Source organism: Pseudomonas sp. BP6 (assembly GCF_017875935.1).
GTDB classification, from domain to species: Bacteria; Pseudomonadota; Gammaproteobacteria; order Pseudomonadales; family Pseudomonadaceae; genus Aquipseudomonas; species Aquipseudomonas putida_Y.
Genome location: NZ_JAGINI010000001.1, coordinates 3,632,849 through 3,653,549, shown reverse-complemented (window position 1 = coordinate 3,653,549; position 20,701 = coordinate 3,632,849). Strand labels below are relative to the sequence as shown.

Here is a 20,701-nt window from a genome sequence, read left to right as displayed (position 1 = left end):
CACCCAAAACTGCCACCTGACCAGGGAGCTCCACGGGACGTATGCGAAATGTATGGAAGCCGTTTCAGTCGTTGTATTTCGCCGCGCTGATGATGTTGATCGGCTCAGGCCTGCTCAGCACCTACCTGGCCCTGCGCCTGGCTGCCGACCATGTCGACAGCCTGTGGGTGGGTGCTTTGATGGCGGCCAACTACTTTGGCCTGGCGGTTGGCGGCAAGGTTGGCCACCGGCTGATCGGGCGGGTAGGGCACATACGCGCCTATGCCACCTGTGCCGGTATCGTCGGCGCTGCGGTGCTCGGTCATGGCCTGACCAGCTGGCTGCCGGCCTGGGTCGGGCTGCGCATGATCGTCGGCCTGGGGATGATGTGCCAATACATGGTCATCGAGAGCTGGCTCAATGAGCAGGCCGATGTGAAACACCGGGGCGCGGTGTTCAGCGGTTACATGATTGCCTCGTACCTGGGGCTGGTGCTTGGCCAGTTGATCCTGGTGGTGCACCCGCAGCTCGGCCCTGAGTTGCTGATGCTGGTGGCGATGTGCTTTGCCCTGTGCCTGGTGCCCGTGGCGATGACCCGGCGTATTCACCCGGCGCCCTTGCGCCCGGCACCGATGGAGCCGAAGTTCTTCATCAAGCGTGTGCCGCAGTCGCTCAGTACGGTGTTGGGCTCGGGCCTGATTGTCGGCTCGTTCTACGGTCTGGCGCCTTTATATGCGTCAAGCCAGGGGATGAGTACCGAGCAGATCGGTCTGTTCATGGGTAGCTGCATTTTTGCCGGCCTGCTGGTGCAGTGGCCGCTGGGCTGGTTGTCTGACCGTTATGACCGGGCCGTGCTGATTCGTAGCGTGGCGGTGGGGCTGGCACTGGCTGCTGCGCCATTGGCAATACTGCCCAGTGTGCCGCTGGAGTTGCTGTTTGGTATCGGCTTCCTGATCTCGTTGCTGCAGTTCTGCCTGTACCCGCTGGCGGTTGCCTTCTCCAATGACCACGTTGAAAGCGAGCGCCGGGTATCGCTGACGGCGATGCTGTTGGTGACCTACGGTGTGGGTGCATGTGTCGGCCCGCTGGCGGCAGGGGTTCTGATGAAGGTATTGGGTGCGCAGATGCTGTATGCCTTCTTCGTATTCTTTGCCCTGGTGCTGGTCTGGCGCATTCGGCCGAAAGCGGTTACCGGCCTGCATCAGGTACAGGATGCACCGCTGGGCCACGTGGCGATGCCGGCGGCCGGTTCGCCGTTGTCGGCGGCGCTGGACCCGCGGGTGGATGAGCAGACCGTGCAGGACGTGATGCAGGCGCCGGTGGCGGCTGAAGACACCGAGGATGAAGAGAAGGGCGCGCAGCAACAGGCGCCTGAACCTGAAGAGGTCAGCAAGTCAGTGTAGGAGCGGGTTTACCCGCGAAGAGGCCAGCCCAGCAGAAACACAAATGAAAACGCCACCTCAGCAGGTGGCGTTTTCTGTTTTACCGACTGACGATCAATAATCGTCCTTGTCGAACCGCCGCGCCTCACGCTGCAGCTGGTACACGAAACTCTCGATCTTGCGTTGAGCCTGCCCGCTCAGATTGTGGAAGCGCACGCCGGCAAAGGTAGTGTTGATGCGCTCTTCATAGTGCAGATGACGCAGTTCGACCATGGTATCCACCAGGCCCAGCGGGTTGCCCGCCTTGAAACGCTCATACACCTGGCCCAGTTGCAAGCGGTCTTCGATATTGCCTTCGAAGCGCAGTTTGCAGCCGGTGGCCGAGATATCCAGCAGCTTGCCTCGCATGGCGCCGTTGCCCTTGAGGTGAGCCCCGTCGAGGATGATGTCGACCAGTTGCGATAGCTTCAGCGCGGCGCGGAAGGCGTTGCGGCGCTGGTGGTAGGTCATCTCTTGCGGCAGGGCGCCGCTGTAGCAGCGGTGGCCGTCGACTTCGCTGATTTTCAGCTCGTGATCGCATTCCCAGGCGATGCGTACACCATCGTGGAAGCCTTCGACGCGGAAGTGCTCGCCGTTCTCGATGAATTTCTCGCCGTCACGGGGGATCATCTCGTCCAGCGCCAGGGTGTTGCTTTCGCGGTCCACGCGCACCACATAGCTCTGGAAGCGCTGGCTGCGGTCGTGGAAGGTGATGATCAGGGGGTCGTGGCTTTCCTGCAGCTGCCGCAAGTTGGCCGCAATCTCCAAGGGGGTGCTCAACACCTTGGGTGGCTGCGGGGCATCGGATTCATTGAACACAGCTTATCGTTCTCCAGGCAAAAGCGACACACGCAAGTAACGGCATTTTGCCACTATGTTCTGTGCCTTGATAGAAAAATCACACTTGGCTGAGCGCACGCGGCTTGGCCAGAGGCGAGGTGCTGCCACGGCTGTCGTAGAGTGAGGGCGAATCGCCGCCCTGAAGGATGCGGATCTGGTTGTTGGTGACCTGTTGCTGCACCTGGATGATCCGGCCATTGGTCTGGTTGACCTGCTGGCAGTCGTCCATCAGTTGCGACAGCATGTCGAGCCGCTGCAGCATCACATCACCATGGGGTGACTGCGCGGCTACAGCCTGCACACCGGTGCGGTCGGCACTCAGGCCCAGGCTGCCGAGCAATTGGCTGCGGCGCTGGCCGTGCTGCTCGAGCAAGATGATCAACGACTGCTTGCGCGCCAGGATTTGCTCCAGCAGCGGCATGTCGCGGCCATGCAGGGCGATTGCTTCCTTGTGCAGAAGGTCGAGCAGTTCCTGCATCGGGGCAATGTCATCTTCGATCAGTTGCAGCAAGGTGGTGTCGTGCATGGCTAACTCTTGGCTTTTCTAGCGTCCGTGAAGTCAGCGCGCCGTACGGTCAGCGCTGGGCTTCGAAATCAAGCAGTTTGCTGGCGACCCGGCCGGCATCGACCTGGTAGCTGCCGTCGGCGATCGCCTGTTTCAACTCGGCCACGCGGGCGCTGTTGACCACCGGCTCGTCGCGCAGCTTGTCGCTGATCTTCTGCAACTGCTGGGCCTCCTGGCTGAGGTGTACTGCTTCTCCGCTGGCATTGGTGGCGCTTGCCGCTTCCTGGCTGGCTGCCGGTTTTTCGGCGCTGCCGGACGCGGTGTTGCCGCGTACGCCGCCCGTGACGGACGGAGAGTTATTCAAACGACTGAAGTCGATGACCATGATCAGAAACCTCTGGGTATTTGGACGCTTGCCTTGTTTTCGGCCAACCCGATATAAACTTTAGGCACAAATGCACTGCCGCCTGTCGGCAAGCCCGCGAACCCGTGTTCTGACACAGTTTAGGAAAAGCGGTTCCTCACTGCCAGCGCAATCTGGTGGTTGGCCTACATACTGACCTCGACCTGGCCAGGCCCGGTCACCCTGGCCTTGACCACGCGTTTGGAGTTGAGGTTGCGTACCCGGATTTGCTCGCTCAGGCCGCCTTTGCTCAGGGCTTCGCCCGGCATGCGCACGCTCAGGCTGCCACTGCGGGCAATGATCACCACATGGTCACCCTTGCGAACCACCTCGGCCTGTTCCAGGTGTTGCGGGGTGAGCACCTGGTCGATCACCGTGGGGCGCAGCATCTTCATGCCCACCGCCTGGTCCAGTTCGGTCAGAAAGCCCTGGCCCAGGGTGCCGACATCGCGCTCGCGCAGGGCCACGTCACCTTCGCCGACCGTGTTGTCGCGCTTGAGCGGGCGGGTTACCACTACCACATCGCGGAAAAGTCGCACGGTGGCCGGTACAAATACCGTCCACGGTGCTGCGCCGTTGCAGCGTATCCTTACCGTCACCCGGCCCAGCGGCTTGGCCGGGCTTTCCAACGAAGCGTCCAGCTGCTGGCTGCACAACGGCATGCGCAGGCGTGGGTCCAGCGGGTTGACCTGGATTTCATAGCGGCCGGCCGTCTGGGTGGTGGACAGATAATCTTCAACGGTGAATTCAAGAAACCCTTGGGTGACACCGATAAGCTGTTCAGGCAAGGTGAACGCGTCCGCTACCGTGCGAACGCCGGGCATCAGCAGGCACAGCGTGGCCAGCAGGCGTGTCAATCGTCGGGAAAATGTCGTTTTCGTGTGCATGACACTCAAAAAAGCAAAGCCCGTGCCGACTCGCTACCTGAGTGGCAACGAAAGGCTGAAACGTTAAGGAGTCTGGCATGGCGGGTGTTATGGATTCGGTCAACCAGCGCACGCAGCTGGTGGGGCAGAATCGCCTGGAATTGCTGCTGTTCCGCCTCAATGGCGAACAGCTTTACGGCATCAATGTGTTCAAGGTCAGGGAAGTACTGCAATGCCCTGCGCTGACCTTGCTGCCCAAGGCGCACCCTGTGGTGCGTGGCGTTGCCAATATTCGCGGGGCGACCATCCCGATCCTCGACTTGTCGATGGCCACCGGGTTGCGGCCGCTGCAGGAAGACACACGCAACAGCTTCGTGATCATCACCGAGTACAACACCAAGACCCAAGGCTTCCTGGTGCATTCGGTGGAGCGCATCGTCAACATGAACTGGGAAGAGATTCATCCGCCACCCAAGGGGACCGGCCGTGACCACTATCTGACTGCGGTCACCCGGGTGGACAACCGCATGGTCGAGATCATCGATGTGGAGAAGGTGCTGGCCGAAGTGTCGCCGTCGTCCGAGTCGGTATCGGCCGGTGTGATCGATGCCGAGGTGCAGGACAAGGCGGTATTGATGCGGGTGCTGACCGTCGACGACTCGTCGGTGGCGCGCAAGCAGGTCAGCCGTTGCCTGCAGACCGTAGGGGTCGAGGTGGTGGCGCTCAATGATGGTCGTCAGGCGCTGAACTACCTGCGTCAGCTGGTGGATGAGGGCAAAAAGCCGGAAGAAGAGTTCCTGATGATGATCTCGGACATTGAAATGCCGGAAATGGACGGCTATACGCTAACGGCGGAGATTCGCAGCGATCCGCGCATGCAAAAGTTGCACATCTGCCTGCATACTTCGCTTTCCGGGGTGTTCAACCAGGCAATGGTCAAGAAGGTCGGCGCCGATGACTTCCTGGCCAAGTTCAAGCCGGACGACCTGGCCCAACGGGTGGTCGACCGGATCAAGGCAGCGCATTGAAGCAGCCGGGGGCATGCCCCTCGGCACCAGTGATTGAAAAGAGGCGGCAGTAGTGTCTACGGGTAATTTGGATTTCGAACAGTTCCGGGTCTTCCTGGAGAAAGCCTGTGGCATCCTGCTGGGCGAGAATAAGCAGTACCTGGTTTCCAGCCGTCTCAACAAGCTGATGGAACAACAGGGCATCAAGAGCCTGGGTGAGCTGGTGCAGCGCATTCAGGCCCAGCCGCGCGGCGGCTTGCGCGAGCAGGTGGTCGATGCCATGACCACCAACGAGACCCTGTGGTTTCGCGACACCTATCCGTTCGAAGTGCTGAAGAACAAGGTTATCCCCGAGTTCATTCGCAACAACCCCGGCCAGCGACTGCGCATGTGGTCGGCGGCCTGTTCGTCGGGGCAGGAGCCGTATTCCATCTCGATGGCGATCGATGAGTTCGAGCGCAGCAACCTCGGCCAGTTGAAGATGGGGGCGCAGATCGTCGCCACCGACCTCTCCGGCACCATGCTGACCAACTGCAAGACTGGCGAATACGACAGCCTGGCGATTGCCCGCGGCTTGTCCCAGGAGCGCTTGCAGCGCTACTTCGACCCCAAGGGACCGGGGCGCTGGGCGGTCAAGCCAGCGATTCGCAGCCGTGTCGAGTTCCGCTCGTTCAACCTGCTCGACAGCTATGCCAGTCTGGGCAAGTTCGATATCGTGTTCTGCCGCAATGTGCTGATCTATTTCTCGGCGCAGGTGAAGAAGGACATCCTGCTGCGCATTCACAGTACCCTCAAGCCCGGTGGTTACCTGTTCCTCGGCGCCTCGGAAGCGCTGAACGGCTTGCCGGACCATTACCAGATGGTGCAGTGCAGCCCGGGGATCATCTACCAGGCCAAGTAAGCAAAAAGGCCGGTATCGAGAGATGCCGGCCTTTTTGTTTGCCGTGTCTTCGTAGGAGCGGGTTTACCCGCGAAGAGGCCGGCCCTGGTGGCCAATTTCCACCCGCCGTTCACCGTTGCTGCCGCTACCGTATTCGCGGGTAAACCCGCTCCTACACAGATTGGTGGTGGGCACACATCGGAGGTTGGACACAGCCCGCCGTGTAGGAGCGGGTTTACCCGCGAAAGGGCCGGCCCTGGTGGCCAATTTCCACCCGCCGTTCACCGTTGCTGCCGCTACCGTATTCGCGGGTAAACCCGCTCCTACACAGATTGGTGGTGGGCACACACCGGAGGTTGGGCGCAGCCCGCCGTGTAGGAGCGGGTTTACCCGCGAAAGGGCCGGGCCTGCTGGCCAATCTCCACCCGCCGTTCACCGTTGCGGCCGCTACCGTATTCGCGGGTAAACCCGCTCCTACACCGGATCGGTGGTGGGCACACACCGGAGGTTGGACACAGCCCGCCGTGTAGGAGCGGGTTTACCCGCGAAAGGGCCGGGCCTGCTGGCCATTTACCACCCGCCGTTCACCGTTGCTGCCGCTACCGTATTCGCGGGTAAACCCGCTCCTACACAGATTGGTGGTGGACACACACCGGAGGTTGGACACAGCCCGTCGTGTAGGAGCGGGTTTACCCGCGAAAGGGCCGGGCCTGCTGGCCATTTACCACCCGCCGTTCACCGTTGCTGCCGCTACCGTATTCGCGGGTAAACCCGCTCCTACACAGATTGGTGGTGGGCACACACCGGAGGTTGGGCGCAGCCCGTCGTGTAGGAGCGGGTTCACCCGCGAAAGGGCCGGGCCTGCTGGCCATTTACCATCCGCCGTTCACCGTTGCGGCCGCTACCGTATTCGCGGGTAAACCCGCTCCACAGATTGGTGGTGGGCACACACCGGAGGTTGGACGCAGCCCGCCGTGTAGGAGCGGGTTCACCCGCGAAAGGGCCGGCCCTGCTGGCCAATCTCCACCCGCCGTTCACCGTTGCTGCTGCTACCGTATTCGCGGGTAAACCCGCTCCTACACAGATTGGTGGTGGGCACACACCGGAGGTTGGACACAGCCCGCCGTGTAGGAGCGGGTTCACCCGCGAAAGGGCCGGGCCTGCTGGCCATTTACCACCCGCCGTTCACCGTTGCTGCCGCTACCGTATTCGCGGGTAAACCCGCTCCTACACAGATTGGTGGTGGACACACACCGGAGGTTGGACACAGCCCGCCGTGTAGGAGCGGGTTCACCCGCGAAAGGGCCGGCCCTGCTGGCCAATCTCCACCCGCCGTTCACCGTTGCTGCCGCTACCGTATTCGCGGGTAAACCCGCTCCTACACAGATTGGTGGTGGACACACACCGGAGGTTGGGCGCAGCCCGTCGTGTAGGAGCGGGTTCACCCGCGAAAGGGCCGGCCCTGCTGGCCAATCTCCACCCGCCGTTCACCGTTGCTGCCGCTACCGTATTCGCGGGTAAACCCGTTCCTACACAGATTGGTGGTGGGCACACACCGGAGGTTGGACGCAGCCCGCCGTGTAGGAGCGGGTTCACCCGCGAAAGGGCCGGCCCTGCTGGCCAATCTCCACCCGCCGTTCACCGTTGCTGCCGCTACCGTATTCGCGGGTAAACCCGTTCCTACACAGATTGGTGGTGGACACACACCGGAGGTTGGACACAGCCCGCCGTAGGAGCGGGTTTACCCGCGAAGAGGCCCGCACAGGAAAACACTGACGTCAATTTTTTGTTTTGCCGCTTTTGCCGCCTATCAATTGCCGCTTTTGTCACCTCAGGCGGAAGGCCTTTGCCGCTTTTCTGGCATCAATCTGATAGTACTCTCCCGGTAAACCCCATAAATACGGGCTTTTCGGTGGTTGGCACAGCCCTTGCTATACCTTGCTCAACGAAATTCCGGTCAACCTCTAAAGGTTTCCCTGACATGAGCATCAGCTTCGACAAAGCGCTTGGTATTCACGAAAAGGCTCTGGGCTTCCGCGCCCAGCGCGCTGAAGTGCTGGCCAACAACATCGCCAACGCCGATACGCCCAACTACAAGGCGCGTGACATGGACTTTGCCTCGGTGCTGGCAGCCGAAAGCGACAAGCAGCAGAGTGGTGGCCGCTTCAGCCTTGACCGCACCAATAGCCGGCACATCGAGGCTGAAGGCCTGGCCATGGCCGATGAAACCCTCAAGTACCGCACGCCGCTGCAGCCGTCGATCGACCAGAACACCGTGGATGCGCAGATCGAGCAATCGAACTACACGGAAAACGCGATTGGCTTCCAGGCCAGCTTCACCTTGCTCAACAGTAAATTCAAAGGGCTGGTTTCCGCCCTGCGGGGAGAATGATCATGTCCCTTTCCAGTGTCTTCAACATTGCCGGTAGCGGCATGAGCGCACAGAACACGCGCCTGAACACCGTGGCGTCCAACATCGCCAACGCCGAGACCGTGTCTTCGAGCATCGACCAGACGTATCGCGCCCGCCACCCGGTGTTCGCCACCACCTTCCAGAATGCCCAGGCCGGCAGCAGTCAGTCGCTGTTCGAAGACCAGGGCGAGGCAGGGCAGGGCGTGCAGGTAAAAGGCATCGTCGAAGACCAGAGCACGCTGGAGGCACGCTACGAGCCGAACCACCCGGCGGCGAACAAGGACGGCTACGTCTACTACCCGAACGTCAACGTGGTCGAGGAAATGGCTGACATGATTTCCGCCAGCCGCGCGTTTCAGACCAATGCCGAACTGATGAACACGGCCAAGAGCATGATGCAGAAAGTGCTGACCCTTGGGCAGTGATAGGAAGCCGACATGACCACCACCAATTCCACCACGGACGTCGGTAGCGCGTACCTGACCTCGCTGCAGAAGCAGACGTCCAAGACTGACAGCTCTACCGGTGCCGCCGGCAGCGCGCTGGGCAAGGACGCGTTCTTGCAGTTGCTGGTTACCCAGATGCAGAACCAGAACCCGCTCGACCCACAGGAAAACGGCGAGTTCGTGGCTCAGTTGGCGCAGTTCAGCAGCCTGGAAAGCATGCAGTCGCTGAACGACGCAGTGACCTACATTGCGGCCGGGCTGCAATCTTCCCAGGCCTTGCAGGCCTCCTCGCTGGTCGGGCGCAATGTCATTGTCCAGACCGACAAGGCCGTGGTCGATACCAGCAAGGACATGAAGGGCTCGGTCAACCTGACGTCGTCCAGTACCTCCACCTCGGTGGGGATCTATGACAAGGACGACAAGCTGGTGCGTACCATCGAGCTCGGTACCCAGAAGGGTGGCAGCATCGACTTTACCTGGGATGGCCTGAACGATGACGGTGAGGTCGCGGCCGCCGGGACCTACACCTTCAAGGCCACTGCCTCGATCGATGGCAAGGCCACGGCCATGACCACCAACCTGCCGGCCTCGGTTACCAGTGTGACCATGGGGGCCAACGGTTCGGAGATGACGCTCAACCTGGCTGGGCTGGGCAGTGTTGCGCTTTCCAAAATCCAAAGCATCGGCATCTAGGGCCTGAGCAAAACGACAGGAGTTACACATGTCTTTCAATATCGGCCTTAGCGGCCTCTATGCAGCAAACAAGGCCCTGAACGTTACCGGCAACAACATTGCCAACGTAGCCACCACCGGCTTCAAATCGTCGCGTGCCGAGTTCGCCGACCAGTACTCCAACTCCATTCGCGGCACGAGTGCCGGCAAGAACGTAGTGGGCACCGGCGTGAAGACTGCCGCCGTGTCGCAGATGTTCACTCCGGGTAACATCAACGGCACCGGCCAGGCGCTGGACATGGCCATTGATGGCAACGGCTTCTTCGTGATGAACGACAACGGCTCGAAAATCTACACCCGTGCCGGTGCTTTCTACAGCGACAAGGATGGCTACGTGGTCAGCTCGTCGGGCGCCAACCTGCAAGGCTATGCCGTGGATGACAACGGCAAGATCATTCAGGGTGTACTGACCAACCTGCAGATCGACACCTCGAACCTGACGCCGAACCCGACCGGCCGTATCTCCGAGAACGTCAATCTCAACTCTACCGCTACTGCGCCAGCCCAATCGCCATTCGATCCGACCAACACGGGCACCTACAACTACACGTTCAACACCGACGTGTACGATAGTCAGGGTAACGCGCACCAGCTTAACCAGTACTTTGTAAAGGATGCCACCAGCAACTCCTGGACAATGTACACCACCATCGACGGTCGCAACCCGGCTGACCCGAATTCGACCACGCCGTTGGCCAACAATCTGCCGTTCAAGTCTGATGGCACCCTGGATACAGCTGCCATGAATGCGGGCCCGGTAGCGGGCGGCATGACCATCGCGGCCAACAAGACCTTCACGCTCGACAACTGGATCCCGGCACAGAAGAACGCTGCTGGTGTGTGGGGCGCCAACGGTGCTACCGCCAATGTCGACGGGGTCAACCTGGATATGCTTGGCACCACCCAGTACAACGCCGCCTCCGCCACCACCGCCAAGAGTCAGGATGGCTTTGCCACTGGCGAGCTGTCAGGCCTGACCATCGACGAAAGCGGCAACATGTTCGCCAACTTCACCAACGGCCAGGACAAGGTGATCGGCCAGGTGGCTATCGCCAACTTTGCCAACCTGCAGGGTCTGACACCGATTGGCGGCACCAGTTGGAAAGAGTCCTACGCGTCGGGCGTACCGGTGATTGGTGCTCCGGACACCGGCACGCTGGGTCAGATTGCCGGCGGTGCACTGGAAGACTCGAACGTCGATCTGACTGGAGAGCTGGTCAATCTGATCAAGGCGCAGAGCAACTACCAGGCCAATGCCAAGACCATCTCCACCGAAAGCACCATCATGCAGACCATCATTCAGATGACCTGATAATTGTTGTTGGTGTGATGTCTGTAATTGGGGCCGCAATGCGGCCCCAATAACTTGAAGGTTCACGTTAATGAAGCGGTTGTCATTATTGGCCTTGTTCCCCTTGCTGGTGCTGGTACTGCCGGCCCCTGCCGCCCCCGCCCCGTTCTATCAATGGCAAAGTCTGGTCACCGGCCGCTACCTGTGCTCGGCCCATAACCCGGGCAAAGGCTGGGTGCGCCATTCCGGCCCCTACAACAACGCTGCCTGCCGCAGCCATTGAGCAAGCCCTTGCCGCAGGCGGCAAACTTCCGCCGACAAACTGACGGTTATTGCCCCTCGCGAAGCTGAAAGCCCCGTAAATCGGGAGTTTCAGACTTGGTTCGATTATTGCTTTGAACCAGCCCAGTGACAGCGCGGCAACTACGCGCAGAGGAGAAACTGTGGACAAGTTGCTTTATGTGGCCATGACCGGCGCCAGCCAGAACGCGCTGGCGCAGAAGGCCCACGCCAACAACCTGGCGAACATTTCCACCAACGGTTTTCAGCGCGACCTGGAGCAGGCCCGTTCGATGCCGGTGTTCGGCGACAGCTTTCCGGCGCGCGCCTTCGCCATGACCGAACGCCCGGCCACCGACTTCAGCGAAGGCCCGTTGGTCGAAACCGGCCGCGACCTTGACGTGGCGGTGACCGGCAAGGGCTTTATCGCCGTGCAGGCGCCGGACGGCAGCGAAGCCTATGTGCGTACCGGTAGCCTGAACATCGATGCCCTCGGTGTGCTGCGTGCCGGCAATGGCATGCCAGTGATCGGCAACGGTGGCCCGATCGCCATCCCGCCCGAGCAGAAAGTGGAAGTGGGTGCCGACGGCACCATCAGTATCCGCTCCATGGGTGAAGACCCGCGGGTGATGGCCGAGGTCGATCGCATCAAACTGGTCAACCCGGACACCAAAGGCCTGACAAAGGGCCTGGACGGCCTGATCCATACCACATCCGGCCAGCCGGCCGATGCAGACGTCAATGTGCGGGTGGTGGCTGGCTTCGTGGAAGGCAGCAATGTCAACGCTGTCGAGGAAATGACCTCGGTGCTGGCGCTGTCCCGCCAGTTCGAACTGCACGTCAAGATGATGAACACGGCCAAGGAAGGCGACGAAGCCATGGCTCGGGTTTTGCAAATCGGCTAATCACTTTTGAACGGGTGCCGTAAAACAGGCGCACGAGGAGAACTTACATGCTTCCGGCTCTTTGGGTCGCTAAAACCGGCCTGTCCGCCCAGGACACCAACCTGACGGTCATTTCCAACAACCTGGCCAACGTCTCGACCACCGGCTTCAAACGTGATCGTGCCGAATTTGCCGACCTGCTCTACCAGATCAAGCGCCAGCCTGGTGCCCAGTCTACCCAGGACAGCGAGCTGCCTTCGGGCCTGCAGGTCGGTACCGGTGTACGTATTGTGGGCACCCAGAAGAGCTTCGTTGCCGGCAGCCTGCAAACCACCGAAAACCCGTTGGACATGGCAGTCAACGGCCGTGGTTTCTTCCAGATCCTGCAGCCGGACGGCACCGTGTCGTACACCCGTGACGGTACCTTCCACCTGAACTCCGATGGCCAGATCGTCACCGCCAACGGCTACGCCCTGGAGCCTGCCATTGTCGTGCCTAACGACGCGCAGACCTTCACCGTTGGCCAGGACGGCACCGTGTCGATCACCACCGCCGGCAATCCGGCTGCACAGGTGATCGGCAACATCCAGACCGCCGATTTCATCAACCCGGCCGGCCTGCAGGCGATCGGCGACAACCTGTTCCTCGAGACCGCCGCCAGTGGCGCACCTCAGGTCGGCACCCCAGGCCTGAACGGTTTTGGCACTACCCTGCAGCAGACGCTGGAGAACTCCAACGTCAGCACCGTGGAAGAGCTGGTGAACATGATCACCACCCAGCGTGCCTACGAGATGAACTCCAAGGTCATTTCCACGGCCGACCAGATGCTGTCGTTCGTTACTCAACAGCTCTAAGCCCTGTCACTCAGTTGCACCCGTGAGGTAAGCGTCATGAATCGTCTGTTGTCCGTTTTCGCCCTGGGGGGGGCGGTGTTGCTGGCAGGTTGCGTCGCGCCGACGCCCCGGCCCAACGACCCGTACTATGCGCCGGTGTTGCCGCGCACCCCATTGCCGGCAGCGGCCAACAACGGTTCGATCTACCAGGCCGGTTTCGAGCAGAACCTGTACAGCGACCGCAAGGCGTTCCGGGTGGGGGACATCATCACCATCACCCTCAACGAGAGAACCTCGGCCAGCAAGAACGCAGGTTCGCAGATCCAGAAGAACAGCTCGGCCAATATTGGCCTGACCTCGCTGTTCGGCAGCACACCGAACACCAACAATCCGTTCGGCGGTGGTGATCTGTCGCTGGAGGCTGGTTATAACGGCGAGCGTGCCACCAAGGGCGACAGCAAGGCCACCCAGGGCAACACCCTGACCGGTTCGATCACCGTCACTGTGGCCGAAGTGCTGCCCAACGGCATCATCGCCGTGCGCGGCGAGAAGTGGCTGACCTTGAACACCGGCGAAGAGTTGGTGCGCATTGCCGGCATGGTCCGCGCTGACGATATCGCCACTGACAACACCGTGCCGTCCACCCGCGTGGCCGACGCGCGCATCACCTATTCCGGCACGGGCTCGTTTGCCGATGCCAGCCAGCCCGGGTGGCTCGACCGTTTCTTCATCAGCCCGCTTTGGCCTTTCTGAGTACGGATGACCATGTTCAACGTAAGGCAGCTGATTGCCGCAACCCTGCTTTTGTCCTGTGCCTTCGCTGCCCAGGCCGAGCGCCTGAAGGACATTGCCAGCATCTCTGGCGTACGCTCCAACCAGTTGATTGGTTACGGCCTGGTGGTGGGCCTCAATGGCACGGGTGACCAGACCACCCAGACACCGTTCACCCTGCAAACCTTCAACAACATGCTGTCGCAGTTCGGCATCAAGGTGCCGGCCGGTTCCGGCAACGTGCAGTTGAAGAACGTTGCCGCAGTGTCGGTGCACGCCGACCTGCCACCGTTCGCCAAGCCGGGCCAGGTGGTGGACATTACCGTGTCGTCGATCGGTAACTCGAAGAGCCTGCGCGGCGGCAGCCTGTTGATGACCCCGCTCAAAGGTATCGACGGCAATGTCTACGCCATTGCCCAGGGCAACCTGGTCGTGGGCGGCTTTGACGCCGAGGGCCGTGACGGCTCGAAGATCACTGTCAATGTGCCGTCGGCTGGCCGTATTCCGGGTGGCGCCAGTGTCGAGCGTGCGGTGCCGAGCGGCTTCAACCAGGGCAATACCCTGACTCTGAACCTCAATCGCCCTGACTTCACGACCGCCAAGCGCATCGTGGACAAGGTCAACGACCTGCTCGGCCCTGGCGTGGCCCAGGCCGTGGATGGTGGTTCGGTACGGGTCAGCGCGCCGATGGACCCAAGCCAGCGCGTGGATTATCTGTCGATCCTCGAAAACCTCGAAATCGACCCGGGCCAGGCGGTGGCCAAGGTCATCATCAACTCACGTACCGGCACCATCGTCATCGGCCAGAACGTCAAGGTGTCGCCGGCGGCGGTAACCCACGGCAGCCTGACCGTGACCATTACCGAAGACCCGATCGTCAGCCAGCCGGGGGCCTTCTCCAATGGCCAGACTGCCGTGGTGCCACGCTCGCGGGTCAATGCCGAGCAGGAAGCCAAGCCGATGTTCAAGTTCGGCCCGGGTACCACGCTGGACGAAATCGTCCGCGCGGTGAACCAGGTGGGCGCAGCGCCCGGCGACCTGATGGCGATCCTCGAAGCCTTGAAACAGGCCGGTGCCTTGCAGGCCGACCTGATCGTGATCTGAGGACGGCACGGATGAATATCAAAAGCCAGGTATCCGGTAGTGCCGACAGCGGCGCCTATACCGACCTTAACCGCCTGAGTGCCCTCAAGCACGGCGACCGCGACAGCGAAGCCAATGTGCGCAAGGTGGCCCAGGAGTTCGAGTCGCTGTTCATCAGTGAAATGCTCAAGGCCTCGCGCAAGGCCAGTGACGTGCTGGCCGACGACAACCCGATGAACACCGAAACGGTCAAACAGTACCGCGACATGTACGACCAGCAGCTGGCCGTAAGCATGTCCCGCGAAGGTGGCGGTATCGGCCTGCAGGACGTGCTGGTACGCCAGCTGACCAAGGGCCGCAGTGCGTCGGTCAATACCAGCCCGTTCCCGCGCGTCGATAGCAGTGGCCCGGCATTGTGGGGCAACAAGGTGGCGGAGCCGGTGCATACCATGGCCTCGTCCGCTACCCGCAATGACGTTGCAGCACTCAACGCGCGGCGCCTGGCCTTGCCCAGCAAGCTCACCGACCGCCTCCTGGCCGGTATCGTGCCATCGGCGGAAACCGCCAACAACGCCGCCGTGCCTGCACGTGACGGCCAGCAAGTGGCCAAGGCCTTCGCCGTGCCGGACAACGGCCTGCGCATTGTCGGCCGCGCCGTGGCCCAGCCGCCGCTGGCGCCGAACAAGGCTTTCACCGACAGCGACGCCTTCGTCGCCACCATGCTGCCAATGGCCGAACAGGCCGCCAAGCGCATTGGTATCGACCCACGCTACCTGGTGGCCCAGGCCGCGCTGGAAACCGGTTGGGGCAAGTCGGTGATGCGCAACAGCGACGGCAGCAGCAGCCACAACCTGTTCGGCATCAAAGCCACTGGCAACTGGCAAGGCGAGCAGGCGCGGGCGATCACCAGCGAATTCCGCGATGGTCAGTTCGTCAAGGAAACAGCGGCGTTCCGCAGCTACGACTCGTACCAGGACAGCTTCCACGACCTCGTCACCTTGTTGCAGAGCAATTCTCGCTATCAAGGTGCGCTGGATGCGGCCGATAACCCTGAGCAGTTTGCAAGAGAGCTGCAAAAGGCAGGTTATGCGACCGACCCGGGCTATGCGAAGAAAATCATCAGCATTGCCCAGCAAATGCAGTCAACCCCGCAATACGCCATGGCTGGCAGAACCACGAACTTATAAAAGGACTAAATCATGTCGAGCCTGATTTCCATCGGCCTGAGTGGCCTGAGTGCCAGCCAGGCGGCCTTGTCGGTAACCAGTAACAACATCGCCAACGCCGCGACCAGTGGCTACTCACGCCAGCAGACAGTTCAGGCTGCGGGGCCTTCGCACAACATTGGCGCAGGCTTCCTGGGTACCGGGACCACGCTGGCGGATGTGCGTCGCATCTACAGCTCCTACCTGGACAACCAACTGCAGACAGCCACCTCTTTGCAGGCAGATTCGCTGACGTTCCAGGATCAGATCACCAGCATCGACAAACTGCTGGCCGACCGTGACACCGGCATCAGCTCGGTCCTTACCGCCTTCTTCTCGGCCCTGCAGACTGCAGCGGCCAAGCCGGGTGACGTTGCCTCGCGCCAGTTGCTGCTGACCCAGGCGCAAACCCTGAGCAACCGTTTCAATGCGGTGAGCACCCAGCTGACTCAACAGAACGCCACGATCAACTCCCAGCTCGACACCATGGCTGGCCAGGTCAACAAACTGACCGCCAGCATTGCCGAGTACAACAAGCAGATTGCCGCGGCCAGCGGCACTGGCAACACCCCTAACAGCCTGCTGGATGCGCGCAGTGAAGCGGTGCGTCAGCTCAATGAGCTGGTCGGTGTTACGGTACAGGAGCGTGATGGCAATTATGACGTGTACCTGGGCAGCGGCCAGTCGCTGGTCACCGGCAACAAGGCCAACACCCTGTCGGTCGAGCCTGGCGCTGCAGACAAGAGTCAGGCCAGCCTGCGCATCAACTACGAGTCGTTCAGCTCTGATGTGACCTCGGTGGTGTCCGGTGGCGCCATTGGCGGCCTGTTGCGTTATCGTCAGGACGTGCTGACGCCGTCGATGAACGAGCTTGGTCGCGTTGCCCTGGTAGTCGCCGACAGTATCAATAGCCAGTTGGGGCAGGGCCTGGATGCCAATGGCCAGTTCGGCAGCTCGCTGTTCTCCAGCATCAACAGCGCTACTGCCATGGCCCAACGCAGCCTGGCCTCGTCCAATAACAGTACCGGCTCCGGCAATCTGGATGTCACCATTGCCAATAGCGGTGCGTTGACCACCTACGACTACGAGGTGAAGTTCACCAGCGCCAACCAGTACAGTGTGCGCCGCTCCGACGGCACCGACATGGGCAGCTTCGACCTGAATGCCGACCCGGCACCCGTGATCGACGGTTTCAGTCTGGCGTTGAAAGGCGGCGGTCTGGCGGCTGGTGACAGCTTCAAGGTCATCCCCACCCGTGCAGCTGCCGGTAGCATTACCACGACCCTGACCGATGCCAACAAGCTGGCCTTCGCCGGGCCCGTCAGCGCTACTTCGGGCAGTGGCAACAGCGGTACTGGCACCATCACCCAGCCGACCCTGAGCGAGTCGCTGGACATCTACGGCGGTGCCGATACCGCGCTGATCCAGCAGTCGATTCGCGATTCGATGCCGGTGCGTGTGGTGTTCGACGCTGCCAGCGGTGGCTCCCAGGGCTACAAGCTATTCGATGCCAAGGGCACCCAGATTGGCACTGGCAGCGTGGTACCGGGGCAGGACAACAAGCTGTCCATCGCCGTGCCGATGCTGGATGCGGCTGGCGACCCGATTCTGGATGGCAGCGGTAACCCGCGTACCTTTGCCGTCGAAACCACCATTGGCGGCAGCCCTGCGGCCAATGACAGCTTTACCCTGTCGTTTAATGCCGACGGCAAGGCGGACAACCGTAACGCCACGGCACTGCTCGACCTGCAGACCAAGTCGACGGTGAACACCGGCTCCGGCGGCGGTACCAGCTTCACTTCGGCCTACGCCTCGCTGGTCGAACGCGTGGGTGCAAAGGCGAACCAGGCGTCCATCGACAGCACCGCGACCGAGGCGGTGCTCAAGTCTGCCAGCGAAAGCCGCAGTGCGGTGTCCGGGGTCAACCTGGATGACGAAGCGGCCAGCCTGGTCAAGTTCCAGCATTACTACACGGCGTCCTCGCAGATCATCAAGGCGGCGCAAGAAACCTTCAGCACCCTGATCAACGCTTTGTAAGGAGTAGACTATCGTGCGTATTTCCACTGCTCAGTTCTATGAGGCCAGCGCCAGTAGCTACTCCAAGAACTTCTCCAGCATGAACAAGACCAACGACCAGGTGACGTCGGGTATCCGTATCCAGACCGCTGCCGATGACCCGGTTGGTGCTGCACGCCTGCTGCTGCTGCAACAGCAGCAATCGTTGCTGGACCAGTACAGCGGCAACATCAACACCGTGAGCAACTCGCTGCTGCAGGAAGAGAGTGTGCTCTCTACCATCAACGATGCCATGCAGCGTGCCAGCGAGTTGGCGATCCGTGCCGGTGGCGCCGGGGTGACCGATTCTGACCGCGTGGCCATCGGCACCGAGCTGAAAGAGATCGAGGCCAACATCTTTGGCCTGCTCAACTCGCGCGATGCCAACGGCGACTACATGTTCGGAGGCTCCAAGAGCACCACGCCGCCCTATGTGCGTAACTCTGATGGCACCTATAGCTACCACGGCGACCAGACCCAGCTGAGCCTGCAGGTATCCGATACCCTGAACCTGGCTACCAACGACACCGGTTTCAGCATCTTCGACTCGGCCAGCAACAAGAGCCGTACCCAGTCGACCCTGTTGGTGCCGGCGACTGACGATAGCGTGGTCGGGGTGTCGTCTGGCCTGCTGACCTCGAGCACCACCTACAACAACAGCTTCACGGCAGGCCAGCCTTACAAGCTGACCTTCACCAGCGCGACGCAGTACACCATCACTGACGCCAACGGCAATGACATCACCTCGGAAACGCCTACCAACGGTACCTTCGACAGCAAGACCGAAGGTGCCAACAAGATTGCCCTGCGTGGGGTGGAGTTCGAGATAACCGTGACCTTGGAGGAGGGTGCCGATGCCGACGCCGCCGTGGGCGGGCGCGAGTTCTCCCTGGAGGCACGCCCGGACTCGTTCAATACCACCCGTAACGGCAGCAATACCTCCAGCGCCCAGGTCACCAGCAGCAGCGTGACCGACGAGGCCGCCTATCGCAGCACCTTCCCCAGTAACGGTGCGGTGATCAAGTTCACGGGGCCGGGCGCATACGAGTTCTATGCCCAGCCGCTGACGGCCGACAGCAAGCCGGTCGCCAAAGGTACCTTTACGGCACCGTCGTTGACGGTGGCCGGGGTAACCTACCAGGTGTCCGGTTCGCCGGAGGCAGGCGACCAGTTTGCGGTCACGGCCAATACCCACCAGAACCAGAACGTGCTGGAAACCCTCAGTCAGTTGCGTGCGGCACTGGAAACGCCGGTGACCGGTGCTGGCGCGGCGAATGCCTTGAAAGATGCGGCGGCCTCGGCCATTGCAAACCTGGCCAGTGCCCGTGAGCAGGTCGATATCACCCGTGGCTCGATCGGTGCTCGCGGCAACTCGCTCGAGATTCAGCGCCAGGAGAACACCAGCCTGGGGCTGGCCAACAAGACCACCCAGAACGCCATCGGCAACACCGACATGTCGCAGGCAGCCATCACCCTGACCTTGCAGCAGGCCATGCTGGAGGCCTCGCAGCTGGCCTTCTCGCGTATTTCCCAGTTGAGCCTGTTCAACAAGCTCTGATCTGCCTGTCACATCCCGGGGCCGCAACGCGGCCCCGATCATCTGAAAGCCCCTGAAAACTCCTCAGTCCCCACGCCGTCCGCACGGCTTTCGTAGCATTTCAATGTGACCAATGAGTCAAAACGCTCATCTTCCCTGTATTCTATGCAGCAGCTGTTGCAGCATTTTGTTACCGGTGCGCAGGCGAGCCCTGCCTACAACCCCTGGCGGTGACCGCTCCGGTATTTGGCGCCCTCAATTCATCGAGTGGTGGTCTTTGGCTGTTTTCATTGGGAAGCCAGAATGATTGGCATCAAAAGCATTGCGAGTTACGTGCCCACCGCTGGCCTGGACAACTACGTTCAGGGTGCGAAGTTCGGCAAGGACGAAGAGTTCATGTTCGGCAAGATCGGTGCGTCGTTCCTGCCGCGCAAGGCCGAAGAGCAAGAAACCTCCGACCTGTGCGTAGAAGCCGCTCAGGCGCTGTTCGCCAGCAACCCCGACCTTGATCCGCAATCGATCGATGCGTTGATCGTGGTCACCCAGAACGGCGACGAAGAAGGCCTGCCGCACACCGCAGCCATCGTCCAGAGCAAACTAGGCCTGTCTACCCGCGTGGCGGCGTTCGACGTGTCGCTGGGCTGCTCGGGCTATGTGTATGGCCTGTATGCGATCAAAGGCTTCATGGAAGCGGCAGGCCTGAAGAACGGCCTGCTGATCACCGCCGACCCGTATTCGAAGATCGTCGACCCGGAAGACCGTAACACCACCATGCTGTTCGGCGACGCCGCCACGGCAACCTGGATGGGTGAAAACGCGGTCTGGAACCTGGGCCAGGCGCGTTTCGGCACTGACGGTTCCGGTGCCGAGCACCTGAAAGTCAGCGACGGCAAATTCTTCATGAATGGCCGCCAGGTGTTCAACTTCGCCCTGATCAAAGTGCCGGCGCACCTGCACGAGCTGCTGGATGCCAGCGACCTGAAATCGTCGGATATCGACGCCTTCTGTATCCACCAGGGCAGTGCGGCGATTGTCGACGCCGTGGCGCGACGCTTTGAAGAGCAACACCCGGAGAAGTTCGTCAAGGACATGCTGGAAACCGGCAATACGGTGTCCTCCAGCGTTCCGCTGCTGCTGCAGAAGCACATGCTCGATGGCAACTGGAAGCGCGTGGCGATCAGTGGTTTTGGCGTGGGCCTGTCGTGGGGCTCGGCCATCCTGTACCGCGACTGATCCCCCGGTCAGCCCACAAAAGCGCCCGGCGGCCACCG

The 20,701-nt window shown here is 61.3% G+C and carries 20 protein-coding genes; 16 read left to right on the top strand and 4 right to left on the bottom strand.

Going from position 1 to position 20,701, the window contains the following annotated elements:
- The first annotated feature begins 41 nt into the window (after window positions 1-41).
- Window positions 42-1,382 carry an MFS transporter gene (locus tag J3A98_RS16565; RefSeq protein ID WP_064614948.1) on the top strand — a complete coding sequence of 447 codons (1,341 nt, stop codon included), beginning with the start codon at window positions 42-44 and terminating at the stop codon, window positions 1,380-1,382.
- Window positions 1,383-1,475: 93 nt separating this feature from the next.
- On the opposite strand, the gene J3A98_RS16560 is transcribed toward J3A98_RS16565, so the two are convergent.
- The 4 genes from J3A98_RS16560 to flgA all read right to left on the bottom strand — a co-directional run bounded on the left by J3A98_RS16560 (window position 1,476) and on the right by flgA (window position 4,035).
- The gene (locus J3A98_RS16560) at window positions 1,476-2,219 is read right to left on the bottom strand and encodes a flagellar brake protein (protein ID WP_209967383.1); all 744 of its coding nucleotides are present in this window, start codon (window positions 2,217-2,219) and stop codon (window positions 1,476-1,478) included.
- Window positions 2,220-2,298: 79 nt separating this feature from the next.
- Window positions 2,299-2,766, bottom strand: a complete 468-nt coding sequence (locus tag J3A98_RS16555) for a flagellar protein FlgN (protein ID WP_176685242.1) — start codon at window positions 2,764-2,766, stop codon at window positions 2,299-2,301.
- A 49-nt stretch (window positions 2,767-2,815) separates the two neighbouring features.
- Window positions 2,816-3,130 (bottom strand): flagellar biosynthesis anti-sigma factor FlgM, encoded by a 315-nt coding sequence (gene flgM / locus J3A98_RS16550; RefSeq protein ID WP_176685243.1) that lies wholly within the window; start codon window positions 3,128-3,130, stop codon window positions 2,816-2,818.
- 164 nt (window positions 3,131-3,294) lie between these two features.
- A complete protein-coding gene (flgA, locus tag J3A98_RS16545; protein ID WP_209967381.1) occupies window positions 3,295-4,035 on the bottom strand; it encodes a flagellar basal body P-ring formation chaperone FlgA in 741 nt (246 codons plus the stop codon).
- A gap of 77 nt (window positions 4,036-4,112) precedes the next feature.
- On the opposite strand from flgA, the gene J3A98_RS16540 reads away from it, so the two are divergent.
- The 15 genes from J3A98_RS16540 (at window position 4,113) to J3A98_RS16470 (ending at window position 20,663) form a co-directional block, all read left to right on the top strand.
- The gene (locus J3A98_RS16540; RefSeq protein WP_010955104.1) at window positions 4,113-5,042 is read left to right on the top strand and encodes a chemotaxis protein CheV; all 930 of its coding nucleotides are present in this window, start codon (window positions 4,113-4,115) and stop codon (window positions 5,040-5,042) included.
- A gap of 52 nt (window positions 5,043-5,094) precedes the next feature.
- Entirely contained in the window at window positions 5,095-5,922 is an 828-nt protein-coding gene (gene cheR / locus J3A98_RS16535) for a protein-glutamate O-methyltransferase CheR (RefSeq protein WP_004575768.1), read from the top strand.
- Window positions 5,923-7,882: 1,960 nt separating this feature from the next.
- On the top strand, window positions 7,883-8,293 hold the full coding sequence (flgB, locus tag J3A98_RS16530; RefSeq protein ID WP_021785151.1) for a flagellar basal body rod protein FlgB: 411 nt from the start codon (window positions 7,883-7,885) through the stop codon (window positions 8,291-8,293).
- A gap of 2 nt (window positions 8,294-8,295) precedes the next feature.
- Window positions 8,296-8,739, top strand: a complete 444-nt coding sequence (flgC, locus tag J3A98_RS16525; protein ID WP_012051596.1) for a flagellar basal body rod protein FlgC — start codon at window positions 8,296-8,298, stop codon at window positions 8,737-8,739.
- 12 nt (window positions 8,740-8,751) lie between these two features.
- Entirely contained in the window at window positions 8,752-9,453 is a 702-nt protein-coding gene (flgD, locus tag J3A98_RS16520; protein WP_176685386.1) for a flagellar hook assembly protein FlgD, read from the top strand.
- Window positions 9,454-9,481: 28 nt separating this feature from the next.
- Entirely contained in the window at window positions 9,482-10,804 is a 1,323-nt protein-coding gene (flgE, locus tag J3A98_RS16515; RefSeq protein WP_176685387.1) for a flagellar hook protein FlgE, read from the top strand.
- A 70-nt stretch (window positions 10,805-10,874) separates the two neighbouring features.
- Window positions 10,875-11,066, top strand: a complete 192-nt coding sequence (locus J3A98_RS16510) for a hypothetical protein (RefSeq protein ID WP_176685388.1) — start codon at window positions 10,875-10,877, stop codon at window positions 11,064-11,066.
- Between the two features lie 160 nt (window positions 11,067-11,226).
- Window positions 11,227-11,967 (top strand): flagellar basal-body rod protein FlgF, encoded by a 741-nt coding sequence (gene flgF, locus J3A98_RS16505; RefSeq protein WP_103462189.1) that lies wholly within the window; start codon window positions 11,227-11,229, stop codon window positions 11,965-11,967.
- 47 nt (window positions 11,968-12,014) lie between these two features.
- Window positions 12,015-12,800, top strand: coding sequence for a flagellar basal-body rod protein FlgG (gene flgG / locus J3A98_RS16500; RefSeq protein WP_038410057.1), 786 nt, complete (start codon window positions 12,015-12,017; stop codon window positions 12,798-12,800).
- Between the two features lie 36 nt (window positions 12,801-12,836).
- Window positions 12,837-13,532 (top strand): flagellar basal body L-ring protein FlgH, encoded by a 696-nt coding sequence (flgH, locus tag J3A98_RS16495; protein ID WP_103462191.1) that lies wholly within the window; start codon window positions 12,837-12,839, stop codon window positions 13,530-13,532.
- A 6-nt stretch (window positions 13,533-13,538) separates the two neighbouring features.
- Window positions 13,539-14,654, top strand: coding sequence for a flagellar basal body P-ring protein FlgI (locus tag J3A98_RS16490; protein ID WP_176685390.1), 1,116 nt, complete (start codon window positions 13,539-13,541; stop codon window positions 14,652-14,654).
- Window positions 14,655-14,665: 11 nt separating this feature from the next.
- Complete coding sequence (flgJ, locus tag J3A98_RS16485) at window positions 14,666-15,820, top strand: flagellar assembly peptidoglycan hydrolase FlgJ (RefSeq protein ID WP_176685391.1); 1,155 nt, start codon at window positions 14,666-14,668, stop codon at window positions 15,818-15,820.
- Between the two features lie 12 nt (window positions 15,821-15,832).
- Entirely contained in the window at window positions 15,833-17,875 is a 2,043-nt protein-coding gene (flgK, locus tag J3A98_RS16480; RefSeq protein ID WP_176685392.1) for a flagellar hook-associated protein FlgK, read from the top strand.
- A 13-nt stretch (window positions 17,876-17,888) separates the two neighbouring features.
- The gene (locus tag J3A98_RS16475) at window positions 17,889-19,451 is read left to right on the top strand and encodes a flagellar hook-associated protein 3 (protein ID WP_209967379.1); all 1,563 of its coding nucleotides are present in this window, start codon (window positions 17,889-17,891) and stop codon (window positions 19,449-19,451) included.
- Between the two features lie 282 nt (window positions 19,452-19,733).
- Entirely contained in the window at window positions 19,734-20,663 is a 930-nt protein-coding gene (locus tag J3A98_RS16470; protein ID WP_176685394.1) for a ketoacyl-ACP synthase III, read from the top strand.
- Window positions 20,664-20,701: the final 38 nt, after the last annotated feature.

What these genes read in the sequence shown, in the direction of transcription:
- J3A98_RS16565 (WP_064614948.1), top strand. Translation starts at nt 42, where the DNA reads ATGCGAAATGTATGGAAGCCGTTTCAGTCGTTGTATTTCGCCGCGCTG.
- J3A98_RS16555 (WP_176685242.1), bottom strand. Translation starts at nt 2,766, where the DNA reads ATGCACGACACCACCTTGCTGCAACTGATCGAAGATGACATTGCCCCG.
- flgM (WP_176685243.1), bottom strand. Translation starts at nt 3,130, where the DNA reads ATGGTCATCGACTTCAGTCGTTTGAATAACTCTCCGTCCGTCACGGGC.
- flgA (WP_209967381.1), bottom strand. Translation starts at nt 4,035, where the DNA reads ATGCACACGAAAACGACATTTTCCCGACGATTGACACGCCTGCTGGCC.
- J3A98_RS16540 (WP_010955104.1), top strand. Translation starts at nt 4,113, where the DNA reads ATGGCGGGTGTTATGGATTCGGTCAACCAGCGCACGCAGCTGGTGGGG.
- flgB (WP_021785151.1), top strand. Translation starts at nt 7,883, where the DNA reads ATGAGCATCAGCTTCGACAAAGCGCTTGGTATTCACGAAAAGGCTCTG.
- flgC (WP_012051596.1), top strand. Translation starts at nt 8,296, where the DNA reads ATGTCCCTTTCCAGTGTCTTCAACATTGCCGGTAGCGGCATGAGCGCA.
- flgD (WP_176685386.1), top strand. Translation starts at nt 8,752, where the DNA reads ATGACCACCACCAATTCCACCACGGACGTCGGTAGCGCGTACCTGACC.
- flgE (WP_176685387.1), top strand. Translation starts at nt 9,482, where the DNA reads ATGTCTTTCAATATCGGCCTTAGCGGCCTCTATGCAGCAAACAAGGCC.
- J3A98_RS16510 (WP_176685388.1), top strand. Translation starts at nt 10,875, where the DNA reads ATGAAGCGGTTGTCATTATTGGCCTTGTTCCCCTTGCTGGTGCTGGTA.
- flgG (WP_038410057.1), top strand. Translation starts at nt 12,015, where the DNA reads ATGCTTCCGGCTCTTTGGGTCGCTAAAACCGGCCTGTCCGCCCAGGAC.
- flgH (WP_103462191.1), top strand. Translation starts at nt 12,837, where the DNA reads ATGAATCGTCTGTTGTCCGTTTTCGCCCTGGGGGGGGCGGTGTTGCTG.
- J3A98_RS16490 (WP_176685390.1), top strand. Translation starts at nt 13,539, where the DNA reads ATGACCATGTTCAACGTAAGGCAGCTGATTGCCGCAACCCTGCTTTTG.
- flgJ (WP_176685391.1), top strand. Translation starts at nt 14,666, where the DNA reads ATGAATATCAAAAGCCAGGTATCCGGTAGTGCCGACAGCGGCGCCTAT.
- flgK (WP_176685392.1), top strand. Translation starts at nt 15,833, where the DNA reads ATGTCGAGCCTGATTTCCATCGGCCTGAGTGGCCTGAGTGCCAGCCAG.
- J3A98_RS16470 (WP_176685394.1), top strand. Translation starts at nt 19,734, where the DNA reads ATGATTGGCATCAAAAGCATTGCGAGTTACGTGCCCACCGCTGGCCTG.